This is a genomic window from Pectobacterium odoriferum (assembly GCF_009931295.1).
In the GTDB taxonomy this organism is placed as follows: Bacteria; Pseudomonadota; Gammaproteobacteria; order Enterobacterales; family Enterobacteriaceae; genus Pectobacterium; species Pectobacterium odoriferum.
In genome coordinates, this window is record NZ_CP034938.1 from 2,642,046 (window position 1) to 2,665,360 (window position 23,315).

23 protein-coding genes and 1 other annotated feature are annotated in these 23,315 nt (G+C 49.7%); of the genes, 4 read left to right on the forward strand and 19 right to left on the reverse strand.

Annotation, left to right across the window (positions count from 1 at the left end):
• Positions 1–17: 17 nt before the first annotated feature.
• Entirely contained in the window at positions 18–347 is a 330-nt protein-coding gene (gene osmE / locus EO763_RS11740; RefSeq protein ID WP_103157261.1) for an osmotically-inducible lipoprotein OsmE, read from the reverse strand.
• Between the two features lie 225 nt (positions 348–572).
• Between osmE and nadE the strand changes: the two genes are divergently transcribed.
• The 4 genes from nadE to EO763_RS11760 all read left to right on the forward strand — a co-directional run bounded on the left by nadE (position 573) and on the right by EO763_RS11760 (position 4,785).
• A complete protein-coding gene (nadE, locus tag EO763_RS11745; protein ID WP_103159914.1) occupies positions 573–1,397 on the forward strand; it encodes an ammonia-dependent NAD(+) synthetase in 825 nt (274 codons plus the stop codon).
• 88 nt (positions 1,398–1,485) lie between these two features.
• Positions 1,486–2,373: an aromatic amino acid DMT transporter YddG gene (gene yddG, locus EO763_RS11750; protein WP_161529049.1), complete on the forward strand. Its 888-nt coding sequence runs from the start codon at positions 1,486–1,488 to the stop codon at positions 2,371–2,373.
• Positions 2,374–2,504: 131 nt separating this feature from the next.
• Positions 2,505–4,223 (forward strand): ABC transporter ATP-binding protein, encoded by a 1,719-nt coding sequence (locus EO763_RS11755; RefSeq protein WP_161529050.1) that lies wholly within the window; start codon positions 2,505–2,507, stop codon positions 4,221–4,223.
• A gap of 136 nt (positions 4,224–4,359) precedes the next feature.
• Positions 4,360–4,785 (forward strand): nitrous oxide-stimulated promoter family protein, encoded by a 426-nt coding sequence (locus tag EO763_RS11760; protein ID WP_161529051.1) that lies wholly within the window; start codon positions 4,360–4,362, stop codon positions 4,783–4,785.
• A 61-nt stretch (positions 4,786–4,846) separates the two neighbouring features.
• Here the strand turns inward: EO763_RS11760 and ihfA are convergent, their stop codons facing one another.
• The 18 genes from ihfA to EO763_RS11850 form a co-directional block, all read right to left on the reverse strand.
• Entirely contained in the window at positions 4,847–5,143 is a 297-nt protein-coding gene (gene ihfA / locus EO763_RS11765) for an integration host factor subunit alpha (protein WP_009112984.1), read from the reverse strand.
• Between the two features lie 4 nt (positions 5,144–5,147).
• A complete protein-coding gene (pheT, locus tag EO763_RS11770; RefSeq protein WP_161529052.1) occupies positions 5,148–7,535 on the reverse strand; it encodes a phenylalanine--tRNA ligase subunit beta in 2,388 nt (795 codons plus the stop codon).
• Between the two features lie 14 nt (positions 7,536–7,549).
• Positions 7,550–8,533: a phenylalanine--tRNA ligase subunit alpha gene (pheS, locus tag EO763_RS11775; RefSeq protein ID WP_039489639.1), complete on the reverse strand. Its 984-nt coding sequence runs from the start codon at positions 8,531–8,533 to the stop codon at positions 7,550–7,552.
• 108 nt (positions 8,534–8,641) lie between these two features.
• Positions 8,642–8,766, reverse strand: a sequence feature (Phe leader region).
• Complete coding sequence (gene pheM, locus EO763_RS11780; RefSeq protein WP_106120997.1) at positions 8,717–8,761, reverse strand: pheST operon leader peptide PheM; 45 nt, start codon at positions 8,759–8,761, stop codon at positions 8,717–8,719. Its footprint overlaps the feature before it by 45 nt.
• 85 nt (positions 8,767–8,851) lie before the next feature.
• Positions 8,852–9,208, reverse strand: coding sequence for a 50S ribosomal protein L20 (gene rplT, locus EO763_RS11785; protein ID WP_005968887.1), 357 nt, complete (start codon positions 9,206–9,208; stop codon positions 8,852–8,854).
• A gap of 43 nt (positions 9,209–9,251) precedes the next feature.
• Complete coding sequence (rpmI, locus tag EO763_RS11790) at positions 9,252–9,449, reverse strand: 50S ribosomal protein L35 (RefSeq protein WP_010275699.1); 198 nt, start codon at positions 9,447–9,449, stop codon at positions 9,252–9,254.
• Between the two features lie 95 nt (positions 9,450–9,544).
• A complete protein-coding gene (gene infC, locus EO763_RS11795) occupies positions 9,545–10,087 on the reverse strand; it encodes a translation initiation factor IF-3 (RefSeq protein ID WP_071822580.1) in 543 nt (180 codons plus the stop codon).
• A 2-nt stretch (positions 10,088–10,089) separates the two neighbouring features.
• On the reverse strand, positions 10,090–12,018 hold the full coding sequence (gene thrS / locus EO763_RS11800; RefSeq protein WP_044207761.1) for a threonine--tRNA ligase: 1,929 nt from the start codon (positions 12,016–12,018) through the stop codon (positions 10,090–10,092).
• 257 nt (positions 12,019–12,275) lie between these two features.
• Positions 12,276–13,697 carry an amino acid permease gene (locus EO763_RS11805; RefSeq protein WP_161529053.1) on the reverse strand — a complete coding sequence of 474 codons (1,422 nt, stop codon included), beginning with the start codon at positions 13,695–13,697 and terminating at the stop codon, positions 12,276–12,278.
• A gap of 127 nt (positions 13,698–13,824) precedes the next feature.
• The gene (locus EO763_RS11810; RefSeq protein ID WP_161529054.1) at positions 13,825–14,082 is read right to left on the reverse strand and encodes a YebO family protein; all 258 of its coding nucleotides are present in this window, start codon (positions 14,080–14,082) and stop codon (positions 13,825–13,827) included.
• A gap of 256 nt (positions 14,083–14,338) precedes the next feature.
• Complete coding sequence (gene kdgR, locus EO763_RS11815) at positions 14,339–15,130, reverse strand: DNA-binding transcriptional regulator KdgR (RefSeq protein ID WP_161529055.1); 792 nt, start codon at positions 15,128–15,130, stop codon at positions 14,339–14,341.
• A gap of 214 nt (positions 15,131–15,344) precedes the next feature.
• A complete protein-coding gene (ogl, locus tag EO763_RS11820) occupies positions 15,345–16,511 on the reverse strand; it encodes an oligogalacturonate lyase (protein WP_039489644.1) in 1,167 nt (388 codons plus the stop codon).
• A gap of 355 nt (positions 16,512–16,866) precedes the next feature.
• Positions 16,867–17,748 carry a protease HtpX gene (htpX, locus tag EO763_RS11825; protein ID WP_010297866.1) on the reverse strand — a complete coding sequence of 294 codons (882 nt, stop codon included), beginning with the start codon at positions 17,746–17,748 and terminating at the stop codon, positions 16,867–16,869.
• A 163-nt stretch (positions 17,749–17,911) separates the two neighbouring features.
• Complete coding sequence (locus tag EO763_RS11830) at positions 17,912–18,760, reverse strand: glycerophosphodiester phosphodiesterase family protein (protein WP_161529056.1); 849 nt, start codon at positions 18,758–18,760, stop codon at positions 17,912–17,914.
• Entirely contained in the window at positions 18,757–19,017 is a 261-nt protein-coding gene (locus EO763_RS11835) for a hypothetical protein (RefSeq protein WP_244321981.1), read from the reverse strand. The genes EO763_RS11830 and EO763_RS11835 overlap by 4 nt, the downstream gene beginning before the upstream one ends.
• A 259-nt stretch (positions 19,018–19,276) precedes the next feature.
• Entirely contained in the window at positions 19,277–20,500 is a 1,224-nt protein-coding gene (locus EO763_RS11840; RefSeq protein ID WP_161529057.1) for an L-lactate MFS transporter, read from the reverse strand.
• A 184-nt stretch (positions 20,501–20,684) separates the two neighbouring features.
• On the reverse strand, positions 20,685–21,434 hold the full coding sequence (locus tag EO763_RS11845; RefSeq protein ID WP_039489650.1) for a LytR/AlgR family response regulator transcription factor: 750 nt from the start codon (positions 21,432–21,434) through the stop codon (positions 20,685–20,687).
• On the reverse strand, positions 21,431–23,176 hold the full coding sequence (locus EO763_RS11850; protein ID WP_161529058.1) for a sensor histidine kinase: 1,746 nt from the start codon (positions 23,174–23,176) through the stop codon (positions 21,431–21,433). Before EO763_RS11850 ends, EO763_RS11845 begins: the two co-directional genes overlap by 4 nt.
• Positions 23,177–23,315 lie beyond the last annotated feature (139 nt).

Consider the following 23,315-nt stretch of genomic DNA (forward strand, 5'->3'; position numbering starts at 1 on the left):
CCGTGCCATCGGGCTAGTTAGCGCTGCGGGTTAGTATCGTAAGCCTGACAGCTCTGGAAGCCTTTATTGAGAACATGCCCCGTGTCGTTGTAGCTCACGAAATAGTTCTGCGCAGTACCATCACGGTTCTTCAGCAGATAATCGCTACAGGTGCCTTTGGCATTCACCAGTCGTTTTTCCACTCCGCTACCTGCAAGTTGATGAACCTGCTGCTTCGTCATTCCCACTTTCACATCTTTCACAACAGGCTCATTGACATAGCTTTCTGCTTTGTTATAAGCCGAACATCCCGCCAGCATGACAGCACCAACTGCCGCAATACATACCAGTAATCTGTTATTCTTCATCTCATCACCTCATTATTAATGGGTCACCCTAAGGCTAGTCGGCAGCGACCACTTTTTCAAATCATAACGCAGGGATGTAACATATTGGCCGATAGTCGAAAACGGGTTATCTATAGGGAAAATGACTACCTGACAGCTTGTTCTTTTTCTTCACGCCAATTCGTTTTACACTCAGGGTATCGTAATAATTCTTTTGCAGTATCAATAAGTTCAGGAGAGGATGGCATGTCATTACAAAACGACATTATCACTGCGTTGGGAGTGAAAAGCAGCATCAACCCAGCACAGGAAATCCGTGTTAGCGTTGATTTTTTAAAGAATTATCTGAATGCTCACCCGTTCGTTACGTCGTTAGTTTTGGGCATCAGCGGTGGTCAGGATTCTACGCTGACCGGCAAACTGTGCCAGATGGCTATCACGGAATTACGCAACGAAACCGGAAATTCTCGCTATCAGTTCATCGCCGTGCGCTTGCCTTACGGCGTGCAGGCGGATGAAGCCGACTGTCAGGATGCCATCGCCTTCATCCAACCAGACCGCGTATTAACCGTCAACATCAAACCTGCTATCGAAGCCAGTGAAGCCACATTACGTGCCATTGGCGTAGAGCTTTCCGATTTTGTCAAAGGTAACGAGAAAGCCAGAGAACGCATGAAAGCGCAGTACAGCATCGCAGGCATGAATGCTGGGCTTGTCGTCGGCACCGATCATGCCGCAGAGGCGGTAACGGGCTTTTTCACCAAATACGGTGATGGCGGTACCGATATCAACCCGATTTTCCGACTGAATAAGCGTCAGGGTAAAGCGCTATTGCACGAACTTGGCTGCCCTTCTCATCTTTATACCAAAGCCCCCACCGCCGATCTGGAAGAAAACCGTCCGTCCCTCCCGGATGAAGTCGCGCTGGGTGTCACCTATGAACAGATCGACGACTATCTGGAAGGTAAGCAGATCGAGTCTAACGATGCGGCCATTATCGAAAACTGGTATCGCAAAACCGAACACAAGCGTCGCCCGCCGATTACTGTTTTTGATGACTTCTGGCGATAAGCCATCGTGATGAGCAAACCGGACGTGGATAACGGCGTCCGGTTTGTTTTTGGTTTTTTCTGCACAGACCTTATAACCGGGTATAAATATGACGCCACAGCGCGCCACGCTCACGGGCCTACTGGCGATCGTTTTATGGAGCACATCCGTCGGGCTTATCCGTAGCCTGACAGAAGCGCTCGGCCCCATCGGCGGCGCCGCGATGATTTATTCCACCAGCACGCTATGTCTCTTGGCCTTTTATGGTCTTCCCTGCATTAAAACGCTGCCCAGAATCTATTTATTCGCAGGCGGTGCGATGTTTGTCTGCTACGAGATATTTCTGTCGCTGTCCATCGGGCTGGCAGATAGCCGTATGCAGGCGATAGAAATAGGGATGATTAACTACTTGTGGCCCAGCTTGACCATTCTTTTTTCTCTTTTTATCAATCAGCAGAAAAGCCGTTTCCTGCTCTGGCCCGGTCTCGCGCTCGCGCTGGGTGGCATCGTGTGGATTATGAAAGGAGAAAGCGACTGGACACCAGAACTGCTGTGGAACAACGTTCTTGCTAACCCGCTGGCCTACAGTCTTGCGTTTTCTGCGGCCTTGACCTGGGCGCTCTACTGCAATATCACTAAGCGTTATGGGCAAGGAAAAAGCGGCGTCTCGCTGTTTTTTCTCATCACCGCCCTCATACTCTGGACGCAGTATTCCTTCAGTGGCGAAAGTGCGATTTCATTAACCTTGCCGAGTTCGCTGCAACTGCTCTTTATGGGCGCATCAACCGCATTGGCCTATTCCGCCTGGAATGCTGGTATTCAGCATGGCAATCTGACTTTACTGGCAACCGCCTCTTATTTCACGCCCGTGCTTTCCACTCTATTGGCTGCGCTCTGGCTCAATATCACGCCTGCCATGTCATTCTGGCAAGGCGTCGCAATGGTCACGGCAGGTTCACTGCTCTGCTGGTATGCGACGCGTACGCCGACAAGTTGATCCCCAACCGTCCCCACGGTTTTCGTCTGGATTTCCTGACCAACAAAACCCCCAATCTGCTCGCGGTCACATTCTTCACGCTAACCTGTTATAGTCATCCCCACATTTCGTTACCTAAAAAATAGTCACACATGTTAAGGCGTTTCTTTTCCTACTATTCCCCTTACAAAGGGTTGTTCGTCCTCGATTTCGGCTGTGCCATTATCGCTGGCCTGCTTGAATTAGGGTTTCCGATGGCGATTAAAGCGTTCATCGATAAACTATTACCCGCTCAGGACTGGTCGCTGATCCTGTTGGCGTCAGTGGCGCTATTGGCGGTGTACCTGCTGAATACCGCGCTGATGGCCATCGTCAACTATTGGGGACATGCGTTGGGCGTGGGTATTGAAACCGATATGCGGCGGCAGGCATTTGAGCATCTGCAAAATTTGCCGTTCCGTTACTACGACAATATGAAGACCGGCCATATCATCACCCACGTCACCAAAGATCTGGAAGAAGTCGGGGAAATTGCCCACCACGGCCCGGAAGACCTCTTCCTCGCGATCATGACGTTTATTGGTGCGTTCATCCTGATGGCGACGGTTCACCTGAATCTGGCGCTGCTGACGATTATTATCGTGCCGTTCATGACGTATCTCGTCAGCCGTTACGGCGCGCGCATGACAGAGACCTGGCGTCAGCTATTCGGTCAGGTTGGCAACTTCAACGCCCGAATTGAAGAGAGCGTGGGTGGTATTCGCGTCGTTAAGGCCTTTGCCAATGAAGATCATGAGAAGAAACTGTTCTCCCACGACAACGAAAACTACCGTCGTACCAAGTTGCAGGCCTATCGCATCATGACCGCCAGCATGACGCTCAGCTACCTCAGCACACGCCTGATACAGCTTATCGTGATGCTGGCCGGTATTTGGTATGTCATTCAGGGCGAACTCAGCTACGGCGGTTTTATCGGCTTCCTGTTGCTGATTGAGGTTTTCTTCAGACCGGTCGCCAAAATTACCTCGGTGCTGGAGAGCTATCCCAAAGGGATTGCGGGATTCAAACGCTTTACTCAACTGATCGACACCGTTCCTGAGATTGCCGACGCCCCCGATGCGCACGATGCAGGGCCGCTGAAAGGCGATATCCGCTTTAATCAGGTGAGCTTTGGTTATTCTGCCGATCGTCCGATTCTGCGTAATATCGACCTGTCGATTCGCGCAGGGGAAACCGTGGCGTTTGTCGGCCCATCCGGTGCGGGCAAAACTACACTTTGTTCCCTCCTTCCACGCTTCTACGATTTGACCAGCGGAGCCATCACCATTGACGGCATGGATATCCGCCAGATGACGCAGGCGTCACTACGCAGTCAAATCGGCATCGTACAACAAGATGTCTTCCTGTTCGGCGGCACCATTCGGGAAAATATCGCTTACGGCAAGCTTGATGCCAGCGATGAAGAAATCATGGAAGCCGCACGCCGTGCACGGTTAGATGAGCTGATCGAAAATCTGCCTGACGGACTGGATACTGTGGTCGGCGAGCGCGGCGTTAAGCTATCGGGTGGTCAAAAGCAGCGTTTATCGATCGCGCGAATCTTCCTGAAAAACCCGCCGATCTTGATTCTGGACGAAGCAACGTCCGCACTGGATACCGCGACGGAGCAGGCGATACAGCAGTCGCTCAGCGAGCTTTCCGCAGGACGTACCACGTTGATCATCGCCCACAGACTGGCAACCATACAGAATGCCGGACGCATTGTGGTGGTGGATAACGGCAGCATCATTGAGCAAGGCAGCCATCAGGTACTGCTGGATCAAAGTGGTATCTATGCCAGATTACATCAGGCGCAGTTCGGTCAGGCCTGATTGCTATCTCCCTCGGCGAGGGTTCTCCTCGCCTTTTTCTCTCTGCTTTGCCACATAGATGTGACTTCAGAGGTTTCCCTTGCAATAAATTGCATTTAAAATACATCTATTGTGATTTCATCAGGACATGACGCACATGGCGAGAAAACCCTTGGGAAAATACCGACAGCGGGAGATCCGTACCGTCGGATTGATGATCGAGCTGTATGAAAAGCATCATCCTGAAACCGACGATAACACGCAGTATAAAGACTTATTCAATTACGCCATCAAGCGTCTGGAACGCTGCCAGTTCGGTGAAGATAAACCCGCGTGTAAGCATTGCCCCATTCACTGCTATCAACCCGCCAGACGTGAGGCGATAAAAGCGATTATGCGCTGGTCGGGGCCACGGATGTTGTTACGTCACCCGATTTTGGCAATACGCCATTTAATTGACGATCATCGGCCAGTGCCGGACTATCCGAAAAAAGAGACCGCACCAAAAGTGTCAACCGGGCGGGCAACGCGTTTAGCCTCACAGCATACGGCACCAGCGGATACCGACGCGACGTTGAAATAGATCATGTGAAGACGAATAAGATAGGAAAAGGCCGCTTGCGCGGCCTTTTTGGGTGACACTGTTACTCTTTGGGAGAGGCGTTCTCTACCCTGCTTTTTAGCTTTTGCCCCGGACGGAACGTGACCACACGGCGCGCCGTAATTGGAATATCTTCGCCAGTTTTTGGGTTACGTCCCGGACGTTGGTTCTTGTCTCGCAAATCAAAATTGCCAAAACCTGACAACTTGACCTGCTCGCCATTTTCCAAAGCGCGACGAACTTCTTCAAAAAACAGCTCGACTAGCTCTTTGGCATCCCGTTTGCTCAGCCCGAGCTTCTCAAACAGGTATTCTGACATTTCAGCTTTAGTAAGCGCCATAGGTTCAATCCCTCAAGGATGCTTGGAATCGCTGTTTTAATGCCGCTACGCATTCTGCAACGGTAGCGGCAATTTCCTCTTCTGCCAGTGTACGCGTGGTATCTTGCAGGGTCAGACTGATAGCCAGACTCTTATAACCTTCAGCTACGCCCTTCCCTCGGTACACGTCGAATAAGTTTACGCCAACTAACTGATTTGCGCCAACTTTCTTACACTCGGCCAAAATATCGCCCGCAGGGACATTTTCAGCAACCACAACGGCGATATCGCGACGGTTCGCCGGGAAGCGGGAAATCTCGCTCGCTTCAGGCAATACGCGGTCTGCGACCTTATCCCACAACAATTCGAACACCACGGTGCGCCCGTTAAGATCCAACTTGCGTTCCAATTCTGGGTGAATAACGCCAATAAATCCAATGCGTTCTCCGCACAGATAAATAGCAGCACTTTGTCCTGGATGCAATGCCGGATTATTTTCGGCCTTGAACTCAACCTCAGGCAGCTTGCCCGTCAATGCCAGCACCGCTTCCAAATCGCCTTTTAAATCATAGAAGTCAACAGCCTGACGCGCCAGATCCCAATGCTCTTCATAACGGGTGCCGGTAATCACACCCGCCAGCATCAGATCCTGACGAATACCCAGGTCAGCACTGGTGTCCGGTACAAAACGGAGACCGCTTTCAAACAGGCGCAGGCGGCTTTGTTGACGGTTTTGGTTATACACCGCAGCACTCAGCAAGCCACTCCACAGCGATAAACGCATCACCGACATCTCTGCGGAAATCGGGCTCGGCAGGCTCAGCGACGCTTCATTAGGGTGGATTAACCCCTGAATTTTCGGGTCAACAAAACTGTAAGTAATTGCTTCTTGATACCCGTGATCGACTAATAATGTCTTCACACGCTTCAATGACAGTGACGCTTCGCGATGCGAGGTCATAATCAACGGAGCTTGAGTCGGAATATTCGGAATGTTGTTATAGCCGTAAATACGCGCGACTTCTTCAACCAGATCCTCTTCAATTTCCATGTCGAAGCGCCAACTCGGAGCCGTCGCCTGCCAACCTGCATCGGTTTTCGCGACGTTACAGCCCAGACGTTGCAGGATATCGCTCACCTGCTCATCCGCAATCACATGGCCAATCAGACGATCCAGCTTTTCACGGCGCAGCGTAATCGTTGCGCGCGTCGGCAAGTCTGCCTCGCTAGTCACATCAACCACCGGACCCGCTTCACCACCACAGATATCGATCAGCAGACGAGTCGCGCGTTCAATGGCTTTGTGCTGTAACGCTGGATCGACACCACGCTCGTAGCGGTGAGACGCATCAGTGTGCAAACCGTGACGACGGGCGCGTCCAGTAATCGACAGCGGATTGAAATAAGCGCATTCCAGCAGAACGTTTTGTGTCTCTTCATTGACGCCAGAATGCTCGCCGCCAAAGATACCGCCCATCGCCAGCGCATTCTGCTGGTCAGCGATAACCAGCGTATCCGCATTCAGCTTCGCTTCATTACCATCCAGCAACGTCAGCGTTTCGCCTTCTGTCGCCATACGCACGATAATGCCGCCGCTGAGACGGTCAAGATCGAACGCGTGCATTGGTTGACCGAGTTCCAGCAGAACGTAGTTAGTCACGTCAACCACTGGATCGATAGAACGAATACCGCAACGACGCAGTTTTTCACGCATCCACAGCGGCGTTGCCGCCTTAACGTTGATGCCTTTCACCACACGACCTAAGTAACGCGGGCATGCCTGTGGCGCATCGACCTGAATCGGGAAAGTATCCTGAATCGTCGCGGCAACAGGCTCAATAGTCGGTTCATTCAACGCCAGTTGATTCAACACGGCGACATCGCGCGCCACACCGATGATACCGAGGCAATCTGCACGGTTCGGCGTCACGCTGATTTCAATCGCGTTGTCATCCAGCTTCAGGTACTCACGAATATCTGTGCCAATCGGCGCATCTACTGGCAGCTCGATGATGCCATCGTGATCGTCGGAAATGCCCAACTCGGAAAATGAGCACAGCATGCCTTCAGACGGCTCGCCACGCAGCTTGGCGGCTTTGATTTTAAAATCGCCCGGCAATACGGCTCCCACCGTCGCCACCGCCACTTTCAGGCCTTGACGGCAGTTCGGCGCACCACAGACGATGTCCAGCAGGCGATCACCGCCTACATTGACTTTCGTCACACGCAGTTTGTCTGCATTCGGGTGCTGCCCACATTCAACCACTTCACCAACAACCACGCCGTGGAATGCGCCAGCAACAGGCTCAACGCCATCCACTTCCAACCCTGCCATTGTGATCTGTTCAGATAACACTTCACTGTCAACTGCCGGGTTTACCCACTCGCGTAACCAGAGTTCACTGAATTTCATGATGTATACCCGCCTTACTTAAACTGTTTGAGGAAACGCAGATCGTTTTCGAAGAATGCACGCAGATCGGTTACGCCATAGCGCAGCATCGTCAGACGCTCCATGCCCATACCGAACGCGAAGCCGGAATACACTTCTGGGTCGATACCAACATTACGCAGGACATTCGGGTGCACCATGCCGCAGCCCAGGACTTCCAGCCATTTACCGTTTTTACCCATCACATCCACTTCAGCAGACGGTTCGGTAAACGGGAAATAAGACGGGCGGAAGCGAACCTGTAAATCTTCCTCAAAGAAATTACGCAGGAAATCATGCAACGTGCCTTTCAGGTTGGTGAAGCTGATGTCTTTATCGACGATCAACCCTTCCATCTGATGGAACATCGGCGTGTGGGTCTGATCGTAATCGTTACGATAAACACGGCCCGGCGCGATGATACGGATAGGCGGTTGCTGCTTTTCCATGGTACGAATCTGAACGCCTGAAGTCTGTGTACGCAGCAGACGTGTTGCATCAAACCAGAACGTGTCGTGGTCAGCACGCGCAGGGTGATGCCCTGGAATATTCAGCGCATCAAAGTTGTGATAGTCGTCTTCGATTTCTGGCCCGGTTACGACTGAAAAACCCAGCTCGCCGAAAAAGGTTTCGATGCGATCGATGGTACGCGTCACCGGATGCAGACCACCATTTTCAATGGTGCGGCCCGGCAGAGAGACATCGATGGTTTCTTGTGCCAGACGCGCATTTAGCTCAGCGGACTCCAGCATTTGCTTACGGGCATTCAGCGCGTCCTGAACGTCTTGTTTAGCCTGGTTAATGACAGCACCAGCCGCAGGGCGTTCTTCAGCCGGCAACTCGCGCAGCGAGGTCATCTGAAGGGTTAAGTGACCTTTTTTACCCAGATATTCGACACGCACATTTTCTAGTGCGGCAACGTCCTGAGCCTCTTCTATAGCTGTTCTGGCTTTGGCAACCAGCTCTGCGAGATGTGGCATTGTGTTCCTCTTTTTCTGCCTATGTGGCCAACGGTCATGATTGAAGAATGTCGTTTTACTCAAAACGATAAATGTTACTAAAAACAAGAGTAAAAACCGATTATTGTAAACAAAAAAGCCTCCCTATGGGGAGGCTTAAGCGCTACTTTTCGTTTCTCTTCTTACGCGCAAAGCCCCCTGAATTCAGGCGCTAAAGTAAAAAAAGAAACGGAAAATAGCAGCGTTCATACTTGCGTTACCTTTGTCTTATAAATAATAAAAACTAAACGTGTAGAGCTCGACGAAAAGAGGGAGCCAAAGCTCCCTCTCTCAACTGACTTACGCCAGTGCTGCTTTCGCTTTTTCGACCAGCGCGCTGAACGCTAACTTATCGAATACTGCGATATCAGCCAGAATCTTACGGTCAATTTCAACAGAAGCTTTTTTCAGGCCGTTGATGAATTTGCTGTAAGACAAGCCGTTTTGACGAGCTGCCGCATTGATACGTGCAATCCACAGCTGGCGGAATTGACGTTTACGTTGACGACGGTCGCGGTAAGCGTATTGACCAGCTTTGATTACTGCCTGGAAGGCAACACGATAAACACGCGAACGGGCACCGTAGTAACCTTTCGCTTGTTTCAATATTTTCTTGTGACGTGCACGGGCAACTACACCACGTTTTACGCGAGCCATATGCTCTCTCCTAAAGTCTTATTCTGAATTAAAAAAAGGTTACTTATGCGTACGGCAGACATGCGATAACAAGACCCAGATCCCCTTTGGAGACCAGACCTTTTGGACGCAGGTGACGTTTACGCTTAGTTGACTTTTTGGTCAGAATATGACGCAGGTTAGCATGCTTACGCTTAAAACCACCACTTGCGGTTTTTTTAAAGCGTTTAGCGGCGCCACGTACTGTTTTAATCTTTGGCATTGTTATTTCCACTTCGCATTGTTAATAAAACGAATCAGATAAGGCGAACAAAGCCGTACAACACAAAGGTTGTACGGTCTTGCTACTTGAATGCCTTACTGTTTCTTCTTCGGTGCTAGCACCATGATCATCTGACGGCCTTCGATCTTCGATGGGAAGGATTCGACAACTGCCAGTTCACTCAGATCGTCACGAACGCGGTTAAGCACTTCGATACCAATCTGTTGGTGCGCCATTTCACGACCACGGAAACGCAGTGTGATTTTGGCTTTGTCACCATCTTCAAGAAAGCGAATCAGGTTGCGTAGTTTGACCTGATAGTCGCCATCATCGGTACCAGGTCGGAATTTGATTTCCTTGACCTGAATAACTTTTTGTTTTTTCTTCTGTTCCTTTGTGGCCTTACTCTTCTCATAAAGGAACTTGCCGTAATCCATAATTCGGCAAACCGGCGGCTCGGCGTTCGGACTGATTTCAACTAAATCAACACCTGCTTCTTCGGCTTTTTCTAATGCTTCATTTAGACTTACGATGCCCAGCTGTTCGCCTTCGACGCCTGACAGGCGTACCTCATGTGCGCGAATCTCTCTGTTGATGCGATTAGGACGCGCCGGTTGAACTCGTTTTCCGCCTTTAATACTTATACCTCCAATTGATGAAGACTACGGCTGCGAATCTCTTGTTGCAGCTTACTGATGACTTCACTGACGTCCAAGCTCCCCAGGTCTTTACCGCGACGAGTACGGACAGCAACTTTTCCTGCCTCGACCTCTTTGTCGCCACAAACCAGCATATAGGGAACACGTCGTAAAGTGTGTTCGCGAATTTTAAAGCCAATCTTCTCATTTCTCAAGTCTGCTTTTACACGAATGCCCGCTTCTTGCAGTTTTCGGGTCAATTCGTTGACATAATCAGACTGGCTATCGGTGATATTTATAATCACCGCTTGAACCGGGGCTAACCAGGTCGGGAAGAAACCGGCGAATTCTTCGGTCAGAATACCGATAAAACGCTCCATTGATCCCAAAATAGCCCGGTGAATCATAACCGGAACCTGACGCTCGTTGCTTTCGCCAACGTAAGACGCGTTCAGACGACCCGGTAATGAAAAGTCGAGTTGCACCGTACCACACTGCCACGCACGATCCAAACAGTCATGCAAGGTAAATTCAATTTTTGGGCCGTAGAACGCCCCTTCACCCGGCTGATAGGCGAATTCGATGTTATTTTCAGTCAACGCGGCGGCCAAATCGGCTTCAGCGCGATCCCACATCTCATCGCTGCCAATACGTTTTTCAGGACGCGTAGACAGTTTCACCACGATTTTTTCAAAACCGAAGGTGCTGTACATGTCATACACCATCTTGATGCAGCTGTTCACTTCATCACGAACCTGCTCTTCCGTACAGAAGATGTGTGCATCGTCTTGAGTGAAGCCACGCACGCGCATTAAGCCATGCAGAGAGCCTGACGGCTCATTGCGGTGACAGCTACCGAACTCAGCCATACGCAGCGGCAGATCGCGGTATGACTTCAATCCCTGATTGAAAATCTGTACGTGACCTGGGCAGTTCATCGGCTTGATACAGTATTCACGGTTTTCTGATGACGTCGTGAACATCGCTTCTTTGTAGTTTTCCCAGTGACCAGTTTTTTCCCACATCACGCGATCCATCATGAATGGACCTTTTACTTCCTGATACTGGTACGATTTCAGCTTCATGCGTACAAACGCTTCCAACTCGCGGAAGATCGTCCAGCCGTCGTTGTGCCAGAAAACCATACCTGGCGCTTCTTCCTGCATATGGTACAGGTCAAGCTGTTTGCCGATCTTGCGGTGGTCGCGCTTAGACGCTTCTTCAAGACGTTGCAGGTAAGAAGCCAGTTGTTTTTTATCTGCCCATGCGGTGCCGTAAATGCGTTGCAGCATTTTGTTTTTGCTGTCGCCACGCCAGTAAGCGCCGGACGTTTTCTGCAATTTGAAATGGTGGCAAAAACGCATATTCGGTACGTGCGGACCACGGCACATATCGATGTATTCTTCATGGTGATACAGACCCGGACGATCGTCACGACTGATGTTCTCATCCAGAATCGCAATTTTGTAGGTCTCACCACGTGCAGCGAACGCATCGCGCGCTTCCTGCCAACTGACTTTTTTCTTAATGACGTCATAGTCGGTGTCAGCAAGCTCGTGCATACGCTTTTCGAGCAGCTCAATGTCTTCCTGAGTCAGAGTACGATCGATATCAACATCATAGTAAAAACCGTTATCGATAACGGGACCAATCGCCATTTTGGTATCTGGCCACAGTTGCTTAATCGCGTGACCCAGCAGGTGCGCACAGGAGTGGCGAATAATTTCCAGACCGGCTTCATCTTTGGCGGTGATGATGGCTAACTGCGCATCAGTATCGATCTTATCGCTAGCGTCAACCAGCTCGCCATTGACACGTCCAGCAATACAGGCTTTTGCCAAACCGGGACCAATATCAAGTGCAACATCGAGGGGAGAAACGGCATGGTCGTAATGACGCTGACTTCCATCAGGAAGGGTGATAACTGGCATTATAATTCCCTTATTTACAGTGGTGAGCCACACGAAAGCTCACATGCAAAAAATCGCATATCAATTGAAAATCAAAAGTGTTAACCATGCTATTTCTCTTTACTCTGTGAAATATATACACATGATGCGAACACTAAAGGAGCGCATTAGCGTGACATGGATAACGTCGGGGCAATAATACACCTTATAACTTGCGTGTTAAAGCTGGATGGGTAGCCTGTTCATCTTTGCATCATGATGAACAGGCCACGGGGTGTTTACGGTGTCTGCACCGACTTCAGCGCTGTATTATTTTTGCGGGAGAATCGGAAGCCAAGCCAAATAACGGCAATCCAGAACGGAATTAAGATGACCGAAATACGAATCCCCGGCGACAACAGCATAATCACCAGAATCCCCGCCAGAAACGCCAGACACAGGTAGTTGCCCCACGGATACCAGAAGGCTTTAAACGCAGGGACAATCCCCTTCTCTATCATCGCCTGACGAAAACGCAGGTGCGCAAAGCAGATCATGATCCAGTTAATCACCAGCGTCGATACCACCAGCGCCATCAACAGCTCAAAGGCTTTGCCTGGCATCAGGTAGTTGATCGCTACACCGAACGATGTCGCTAATGCGGACAGCACGATAGAACGAACGGGGACACCACGCGCGTTGACCTTCGCAAGAGATTTTGGCGCATTTCCCTGTTTTGCCAAACCGTACAACATCCGGCTATTGCAGTACACGCCGCTGTTGTAGACCGATAATGCCGCCGTGAGTACCACAATGTTAAGTACGTTTGCCACTATATTGCTATTCAACGCCTGGAAAATCAGGACAAACGGACTCCCGCCATCGACAACCTTTCCCCACGGATAAAGCGATAACAAAATAGACAGCGCGCCGATATAGAAAATCAGGATGCGATAGACCACCTGATTAGTCGCCTGCGGAATAGAACGTTTCGGATCGGCCGCTTCGGCAGCGGTAATACCCACCAATTCCAGACCGCCGAATGAAAACATGATCACTGCCATCGCCATGATCAATCCGCTTGCGCCATTCGGCATGAATCCACCGTGGATCCATAAGTTACGCACTGTTGCCGTTTCACCGCCATTGCCACTCAGCAGCAACCAACTGCCGAAGACAATCATCCCAACGATGGCAAGCACTTTGATGAGGGCAAACCAGAATTCTGTTTCCCCAAACATCCGCACATTAACCAGATTGATAAGGTTGATCAGCACAAAGAATATCGCAGCGGACAGCCAGGTTGGCGTTTCAGGCCACCAGTATTGGATATAAATCCCCACGGCCGTCAACTCAGCCATCCCTACCAGAATAAACATCGCCCAGTAGTTCCAGCCAGCCAGAAAACCCGCAAAATCGCCCCAATACTTATAGGCAAAATGGCTAAACGAACCCGCTACCGGCTCTTCCACCACCATCTCACCCAGTTGTCGCATAATCAGAAATGCAATCATTCCAGCAATCGCATAGCCCAATAAAACGGACGGCCCTGCCATTTGAATAGTCTGTGATATCCCTAAAAACAATCCGGTACCAATCGCGCCACCCAGCGCAATCAGTTGAATATGTCGGTTCTTTAACCCTCGCTTTAAAACCAATTCCTGTTGATCCGTTGCTATATTTTTTTGATGATTTGGTATGTCATTTTGAGCATTTGCCATGTTATTTTTGTGCTTCCTGTAAAGCCTTCTTCATTTTATAACAATGCCTGCTCACACCATCAGCATGAAGGATGACGTAAGCAAGCAAAGGGATAGATGTTTTACGCGTTACACAGTGATTGAGTCATTAACGTTCCGGAATGACACTTTTAAACGTTAACTCCACATCATCGCGCTCAGCGGCAAGCGCCTCAGGCTCGCTTTTCTCTGCATTCTGGGGCAGCAATTTTTTCAATAACACTAACTGCTGGCGTTGCTGCTCTACGATCTCCTGCAGCAATTTCACTTGCTCATTCGCCCTGACACTCGCCCGATTAACAAAAAACCAGACCAGTGCAGCCAGCAGCGCAACCAGCAAGACAAAAACCACTTCTAATATGTTCACAACGACTCCAGTTATAACCACTTATGACAGGTACCTGTGGGCTATCTTACCACCGTGGCATAGCCAAGTTCGATACCCAACCCTATCCGTTACCCACATCATGTTGATACGCATCGCTATCGTATTGGTGCAAAAACAAAAAACGTGAGGAACGTTTTTCAACGTCGCTTGCGACTGCCCGCAGGATGGCGGCCAGGGATAGCACGCCATAAAAAAGCCTGTCTACAAGGACAGGCTCAGGAATCGATAGGAAATATTAGAAAGGGTATTCGTGGTAGCCCATTTGCTCAGAGATATTTCTGGCTGCGGTGTGCAGCGTCGCGACATATTCGTGTTTATTTTCTTCTGAAAAACGAATCGTTGGGAAAGAAATACTGAGGCCCGCAATCACTACGCCAAAGCGATCAAAGACTGGCACGGCGATACAACGCAGCCCTTCTTCTTGCTCTTCGTTGTCTTCTCCGTAGCCTTGCTGACGCACGACATCCAATTGATTGAGAAGCGCTTCAGCAGAACACAGCGTGTGTGGCGTACTGCGAGTGAATTCGACGGTCGACAGAACCTCTTCCACTTCACTACGATCGCGCCATGCCAACAACACTTTACCAATTGCGGTACTGTGCAACGGATTGCGGCGGCCAATACGTGAATACATACGCAGGTTATACATCGAATCAATCTTGTGGATATAAACGATGCCGTCTTCATCCAACGCGCCAAGGTGGATTGTTTCTCGCGTTAGTGCAGACAACTCACGCATCTGTATATCCGCACTGCGGATTAAATCTACGTTCTGCAATGCTTTTGCCCCAAGTTCAAACAACTTGAGCGTTAGCGAATATTTCTCTGATTCACCTTCCTGCGCAACATAGCCCAGGGATTTCATCGTCTGCAAGAAGCGGTAAACGGTACTCTTGGACATCATGACTCGCTGAGAAAGCTCGGTAATACCAATTTCTCTCTCTTCACCTAATGCCTGTAAAATACCAAAAACCTTTAAAACGGACGACACGGAATCGGGTTGTTTATCTAAATCTGCACTAGCCATTTTTGTGGTTACCCTACTCAGGTTTTTTTGTTTTAAAAAAAATAGAACAATGGTTTTAGTATAAAGGGAACGCTTTGATTATGGCAATGGAGCAATAACGATAATCAAGTTAAGTTTGAGAAATAACCGCGTCAGAGACTTAACAAAATAATATGTAAGAAAATATTTTAAAATAATCCGCGCCATAAAATGTGACGCGGATTTATTAGTATTATTAGTGCCAGACTGAATCAGGAACCTTCGCCAGATACAGCGCAGGTTTTCCATCTACGTCAGAAGTGAACAGGACTTGTTTATTATCTGGCGTGAAAGACGGGTGCGGGTGAGTAACCTGACGGTCCCCTTCCAACACATCCCAAGAGGTGTTGTGCTGCGCAATACGATGTTCCTTGCCGGTTTTCAGGTTGAAAACATACAGGAACGGATCGTTCTCAATTTTGTAGCCGCCATCATCCTGCACGTCGACTGGTGCATCGGAACCATCACCCACCAGCAGCGTACCATCATAGTTACTCATCAGGTGAGAACACGGCGGCATGATGCGCAGTTGACGATCTTCCAGCGTAACGGGATCGATGCTGCGGATGTAGCGGTTGGTATCGTCTTTAAGGTAAGAGACGTAAATCATCGCTGAACCATCTGGAACCCAGAATTCGTGAGTGCAGCTTTCGCCTTCCGCATGCTCTTTCACTTTACGCATGTTGGTGCCATCTTCGTTGATGAACCACATACGGGCATCAACCAGGTCATGCGGACCTTCGTGGCAGAACGCAACCGTGTTGTCATCACCTGGACGGTAAATTGGGTGACCCAACCACTGGTTTTCCTGAAGGATAGTCTCAGCCTCGCCCGTTATCAAATCGACGCGGATCAGACGACAGCAAGGATTAGTGAAATAGAATTCCTGGAATTTTTTCCAATCGGTCAGTGGCTTCCAGTCTTCTTTTTTGATCTCAATACCGACCATTTTGGTGCAATCAGAGTTGGCAACCCAAGTACCGTAGCCGACCCAGTCGTCAGGCACCTGATAAATCGTTTTCTCTTCCAGCGTAGCCAGATCGACACGCATCAGATTACGGGTATTTTTAACGTAATACAGCGCATCGTCATTCGGAGACAGGAAGCCACCGAAAGTATTGTCGCCTTTGCCTTCCGTCAACTGCGTGGCGCTCTGCTCTTTTAAATCCAGCAGATAGTAATTCCACGGGCCATCAAACGCAGCACCAAACAGCAGCTTGCTGCCGTCATTGAAGAAACACTTCTGATAGAAATAGTTGCGGTGGCAGATAACATCGGGCGGGGTTAAGCGCACAACTTCGGTGCCGGTTGCTGAATCCTGATAGGTATGAAACGTTAGGGGGATCTTGTTACCTTTGGCCATCCGTAAATCCTTAGAACTTATCATGAAGAATTTGACGCCACACGCGCATACTCTTCGATAACCTGACATTTCGATCGCCCGATAAATCGGTCATCCCGACACCGGTTGTTCAAAAATCAGGCCACCAATCTCACGCGAGACGCCTGTTATATCGGCATTATAGAAACAATGTTTCATTTTTCCGTGATCGTGGTTTTATTTTATAAAACATTCTTCATATTTTCACCACCTGTTTCAGATCGAATGAAAACATTCGGGCGGAGAAAACGCAGGATCGATGAACCCATAAACGCAGAAATAACAAAGGCCCGAATGGGCCTTTGGGAAGAGAGTGTTGGGAAGACAGTACCCTGAATTACTTCAGGTATTCGCCGGAGCGCAGCGCTTCAATACGCTTATCCAACGGCGGGTGTGACATGAACAGTTCGCTGAAGGATTTCGATTTCCCGTTAATGCAGAAAGCCATCATGCTGCTCTCTTCCTGCGGCTCATAGCTGGTCTTCAAGCGTTGCAGTGCAGCGATCATTTTCTCACGCCCCACCAGCTTGGCCGAACCGGCATCCGCATGGAATTCACGGTAGCGTGAGAACCACATGGTGATGATGCTGGCAAGAATACCAAACACCAGTTCCAACACGGTCGCGACAGCAAAGTAAACCAGCGGGTTGCCATTACTGCTTTCACCTTCGTCACGGTTGCCGGACAGGAAGCCGGAAACGACCTGCGCGATCAGACGAGAGATAAAGATAACGAAGGTGTTGACGATCCCCTGAACCAACGTCATCGTCACCATGTCGCCATTCGCGATGTGGCTAATTTCATGCGCGATAACCGCTTCTGCTTCGTCACGGCTCATGTTTTGCAGCAAACCGGTACTCACCGCCACTAGCGATGCATCACGGCGTGCTCCCGTCGCGAACGCATTGATGTCCGGTGCATGGTAGATTGCCACCTGTGGCATCGCGATCCCAGCCTGCTGTGACTGTGAACGAACCGTTTCCATCAGCCAGCGTTCAGTTTCGTTACGTGGTTGTTCAATGACTTCACCGCCAACGGACCGTAACGCCATCCATTTAGACATCAGCAGTGAAACAAACGCACCGCCAAAGCCAAACAGCCCAGCCATAATCATTAAGCCCTGGACACTGCTGGACTGAATTCCCGTCAGGCTGAGTACCAGCCCGAAAACCAACATCACCGCCAGGTTGGTGATCAGGAAAAGCGCAATACGCATCATAAAGGTCTGATTTCCTCTTGCAGAAAGATAAAGTTTGCACCCATACATCGTATGGGTTGCCGTGGCATTTTCAAGCATTCTTAACTTTTCAGTTACTAAATCCACATAACTTTACACTTTTCAAAAGGAAAGCGGCATCCTGCCGGCTGTCAATCTCCATATGTTAACGCGACAGCGTTGAACGAAATTCGATAAATTCGGCGGCGTGATCCACCTGGATCGCCCCCACCCCAGCACGAATTAATGCGCCCCATACGGCGTCAGGTTCGGCTAAGGCTCGCGTGTCGCTATAGTTGAGGGAATGCGAGCAATCTAGCGTGTTCACCCAAATCCGTACCCCAAGACGTTGAAACTCGGCATACGCTTCGGTCACCGCATCAATATGATCAAAGTTGGCTTCCACAATCGCGACGCCAATATCATCAATCTGTCGCAAAATATCGACGGTATCCCCCCGTTTGAGGTGGATCATCGGCATATAGGGTATTTGGGTATCCGGCGACGGTGATACAAGGGGAAAACGGGCAGAGGCAAGATCAACCGGGCTTTTCATGATCACGCCTGCACTCAGGCCGTTATCGCGAATATTGCGGGCGATCGCACCAAATTCGTGCTCATGTTTGACATCCACATTGATGACAATACGCCCTCGCGCCTCTTCAAGAACGTCATACAGCAGCGGGACATTTTCGTTACTCAATGGCCATGCTGAACCACCGTCGCTCCCGCGTAGACGTGCCCGACGAATCTCCGCCAGCGTCATCTTGCCAATGCAACCGCTCATATCGCTCGTGCGATCGAGCGTGTCATCATGAATCACAACAACGTGGCTATCTACCGTCAATTGCGCATCAATCTCCACGATATCCACATCCAGACGAATCGCCTCGCGCAGCGCCGCCAGCGAGTTTTCCGGTGCCGATGCCCAAACGCCGCGATGCGCTACTGCCAGAACCGTCGCGTTTTGCGCCGCAATCACGTCCTGAGTTATGCCTCTATTTTGCTTTGTCATCTGTCGAAAGCTCCAAATAAAGCCGCAATGCCAGTAGCCAGCGTCTGTTCATAGCTGCCCTTATAGATAGGCTCAACGTGATACCTCGTCTGAGACTCGTTAAACCGATTGACCAACCGTATCAATTCCGTGTTCAGGTTGCTGTCCATGCCATGCCAAAACGTCAGCTCAACAGCCGCCTTGGCAGACAGCGGAATGAACAAGACCACACTTAACAGCATCAAAAAAACAGACGTGAACCCAAACCGAATCATCATGATGTTTTCTCCGGTACGATTTGTTTTTAGGAAAGTCGCGTTTTTTTAGGAAAATTCATTTTGGAAAACGTGTTTTAGGAATAAAACCGTGCTGATAACGACGCTAAGGTTCGCCTGTGACACGTAGATGACTGGAGAGGTGATGAACTGTATCGCGATATTTCAGCAGGTAAGAGAGGATAAATCGTGTGGCAGAAACACCTTATGTCAGAAAAATGCGGTGGCGGGCAGTCTTTCAACTGCCCGCCACGGTATTCGATTAGCTCTGTGCGTGTGCCATATCCGTACGCATTGAGGCCTCAACGGGTTGATGTTTCGGTGGTTTCACCCACAGGGTAATCAGTAGCGAGATGACCGACATAATGATGATGGCCATAAAGGTGGCCTGGAAGCCCCCTAACTGTGCGGCGATAAACGAGCCAGACAGCGCACCGATACCGAACCCCTGATAAATCACGCCGTAGTTTTTGCTGTGATTCTTCAAGCCGAAGAAGTCGCCAACAATCGCTGGGAACACGGTGATATTGCCACCAAAGCAGAAGGCAATGGCGCTGACACAGGCAAAGAACAGAATCGGATTAAGCGGCAGGAACTTCATCACGGATACTGCCAGAATCGTCACAAACAGCGTAAAGCTGATCACCCGCATACGTCCGACATTATCGGAAAGTGCGCCAAGCACAATACGTCCAACAGTATTAAAAATCGCAATCGCAGATACGGCGTTAGCCGCCGTCGCCATATCCATTCCGGCCATTTGCACACCGATATCCTTCACAATGCCGATCAAATACAGGCCGCTCATGCACGCAGTGAAGAAGATAATAAATAGCAAATACGATTCTTTGGTCGCCAACATTTCAGCCAGCGAGAAATCACGCGTCTGCCCCTGAACTGAAGCCTGTTGAACCGGCGCCGCAGCAGGTTCTTTCAGCAGTGAGCTACCGACCAGAATCATTGCCATGACGATAATGCCCCAGTAGAAAAAGGCTTCTGACACACCGACTTCCGCAATCAAAAAGCTGTTTACGTATTTGAACAGCAGGCTTCCGGTACCAAATGCGCCAACAGAAATACCCGCTATCAGCCCTTTGCGGTTAGGGAACCATTTGATCAAATTGGACAGGGTCGTGATGTAAGCCGTGCCGTCCGCAAAACCGACAACAACGCCCATCAGCAGATAAATCAGCGTCAGTGACGGGCTTGCTGCACTCGCCATCAGCCCCGCACCCAGCGCGATACCGGCGATCATCGTTAAGCGGCGCAGGCCAATACGTTCCTGAAATTTACCGGCAAACAGCGTGGCAAAGGCCAGACAGAAACTGGTAATGGAAAATGTCGTCGCCACTGAACTCAGCGTCCAGCCAAATTTATCCACCAGCGGCTGGTTGAATAAACTCCAGGTGTAAATCGTGCCGAGTCCCATTTGGGTGATGATCGTACCGAGGACAATCAATCCCCGGTTAACTGGTTTGGTATTCATGGGCTTTCCCCTACATCAAAAATTGGTCCGATTCACTCGGCACGCTAAAAAATATAAGCTGATGTGGAGAAGAGAAAATCCATCAAAACACTGTCAGCTTATGGGCTGAGGCCAGTATACAAGCGGGCTGACAGTGGTTGATCGAATGGGGAATGAGATGCCTGAAACGCGGAATGAAATGCCGTTAAAGACGCATCAATGACCTGAACGCCTTTATCTTGCTTCGGCTTACTGGGACTTCAAAATCCAGGTCGTTCAATCGCAGGATATAGGTATTGTTAAACCACGGCACAATTTCACGGATTTTCGTCAGGTTGACGCAGTAAGAACGATGGCAGCGGAAGAAGTAGTCTTCTGGCAAGCGGCTGCAAAACTCCGTAATGTTCATCGGCATGATGAATTCCTCACGCCGAGTATAAACCAGCGTGACCTTTTCCTGCGCGGCCGCATAGTAGATATTGTTAATATCCGTGACGATAATCCGTTCGTCCTTCATCAAATTAATGGTTTGCTGTGCGCCTCTCGGTGCACCCGCCTGCGCGCCCGTTTCAACAGCCGGTGCCATTTGCCGCTGTTGCCAGGTTGTTTCCAATTTACGCAACATCGTGATGATGCGCGATTCATGATACGGCTTGAGAATGTAATCGAAGGCCTCAACTTCAAACGCCTCAACCGCATGTTCTTTGTACGCCGTAATAAAAATAATGTAAGGCTTATGCGCGAACTTGCTGATATTTTGCGCCAACCAGACGCCATCTAACGAAGGAATATTGATATCCAAAAAGATCGCATCGACGTCGTTATGTTGCAGATATTTCAGTACATCCAGCCCGTCATCGAATGTCGCCGCAATCGTAATACCACTGTGCTGTTTGATAAGGTAACTCAGCTCTTGCTGCGCGAGGAACTCATCTTCAACAATAATGGCTTTCATGGGTTGCCTCCTGTTTGTTTAGCAGCAGAATATTCCGGCTGCGGTACCTGAACGGCATCCGGCAACGCCGACGGGGGTTTATCTTCTCGTGGAATGTAGAAATAAATCTCAGTCCCAGGTTCCAGACGGCGAATATGCAAACCATCGCCATAGAGCAAACGGACCCGGTGATGGACATTCAGCAGACCAATTCGATTCCCTGGCAATTCGTTACGCGCGACGCGATCTATCGTTTCCTGACTAATGCCATTACCCGTGTCTTTTACCGCGACCAGCAACTTATCGCCCTGCTCCTTCACGGATAACACAACGGTTCCTTTGCCTCTGCAAGGCTGAATACCATGCACAATCGCATTTTCTACCAGCGGCTGAATTAATAAGCTGGGGATTTTATACGCTAAATCGTCGTCGATATCATAGATCACCGTTAGTTTGGCTCCGAACCGCGCCTGCTCAATCGCGATATAATCCTGAATTTGGTACAGCTCTTTCTTTATATCGATCAGCGCATCGTCGTTGAGTTCGAGGTTATAGCGTAAATAGCGAGACAGATTGATCACCAGTTGGCGCGCGGTATCGGGATTAATACGAATAGACGAGGAGATCGCATTCAGCGCATTAAAAAGAAAGTGCGGATTGATTTTACTTTGCAGCGCTCTCAACTCCGCTTTATTTGCCATATCACGCAGTTGCTCGGTGCGGGACACTTCAATTTGCGTTGACATGATTTGCGATAAACCGACGGCCATCACGCGTAGTGAATAAGTAATTTTATGCGCATGGCGATAATAGATTTTCAGCGTGCCGGTTACCTGCCCATGTTCCCACAGCGGGATGACGATCATCGAATGGATTTCCGGCGTCAGGTGCTGTTCATCATTATTTTTAATGATGATTTTCCCGTCATGAATCGCCTGCTGCGTCATTGGGCTGATAATGTCGTGGCCGATATTATACTTTTCTTCCCCAATCCCCACATACGCCTGAATGTGCTGCGTGTTCGTTATTGCCACCGCATCTGCATTAATTTCAGTCCGAATGATTCTACAGATAGCCGTCAGTGAATCGCTGTTGATATTGCGGAAATACGGTAGTGTCTTATGTGCGATATCCAGCGCGAGTTTGGCCTGTCTGGCGGCAATGACCTCTTTTTCATTCGCCACGCTTTGCACCAGCAGGACGATCAGGCCAATACAAACGGAGCCAAGAATCATCGGCACCGCAATTTTTGAAACAATATCCAGCCCTAACTCGATTGGCGTCGCCCATGCCACAACCAGCAGCATGGTTAACGACTCACACAGCATGCCGCCCAGAATCCCGATGCTCCACTGCTGTTCTTTTTTGACTTTCTTATTGATGTAACCAGAAGTGATACCGGCGATGATGCTGGTAATCAGGCAAGGTACGGAGGTGATGCCATCGATATCAATGAGATAACGATGTGCCCCCGCAATGATGCCAGTCGCAATCCCTACCCAAGGACCGAAGAGAATACCGCCGGACATCACGGCAATCACGCGAACGTTGACGAGCGACCCTTCAACATTAATACCGGAATACGTACCAAACAGCGCAAACAGCGAAAAGATGGCCGTCACCGTCACCCGCTCTCCTGGCGAATGCTGCTCTTTTTGCAGTAATTGCCGGAACTGGCGCGTTCTGGTCAGGAAAAACAGACAAATCAGCATCAGCGCGGCGCGGTCAAAGACCGCAAGGAGCATCTCAAATATTTCGTGCACGGGACATCCGGTACAAGGTTACGAGCCAGCACTATAGAAAAAATGTGATCCGGATTCCACTTTTTAGTCTGTTAACCGCGCGGAGAGCGCAAAGTATGAAAGCCAGCGATCGCTGGCTTTCTGGGAAGGCAGGATGGTA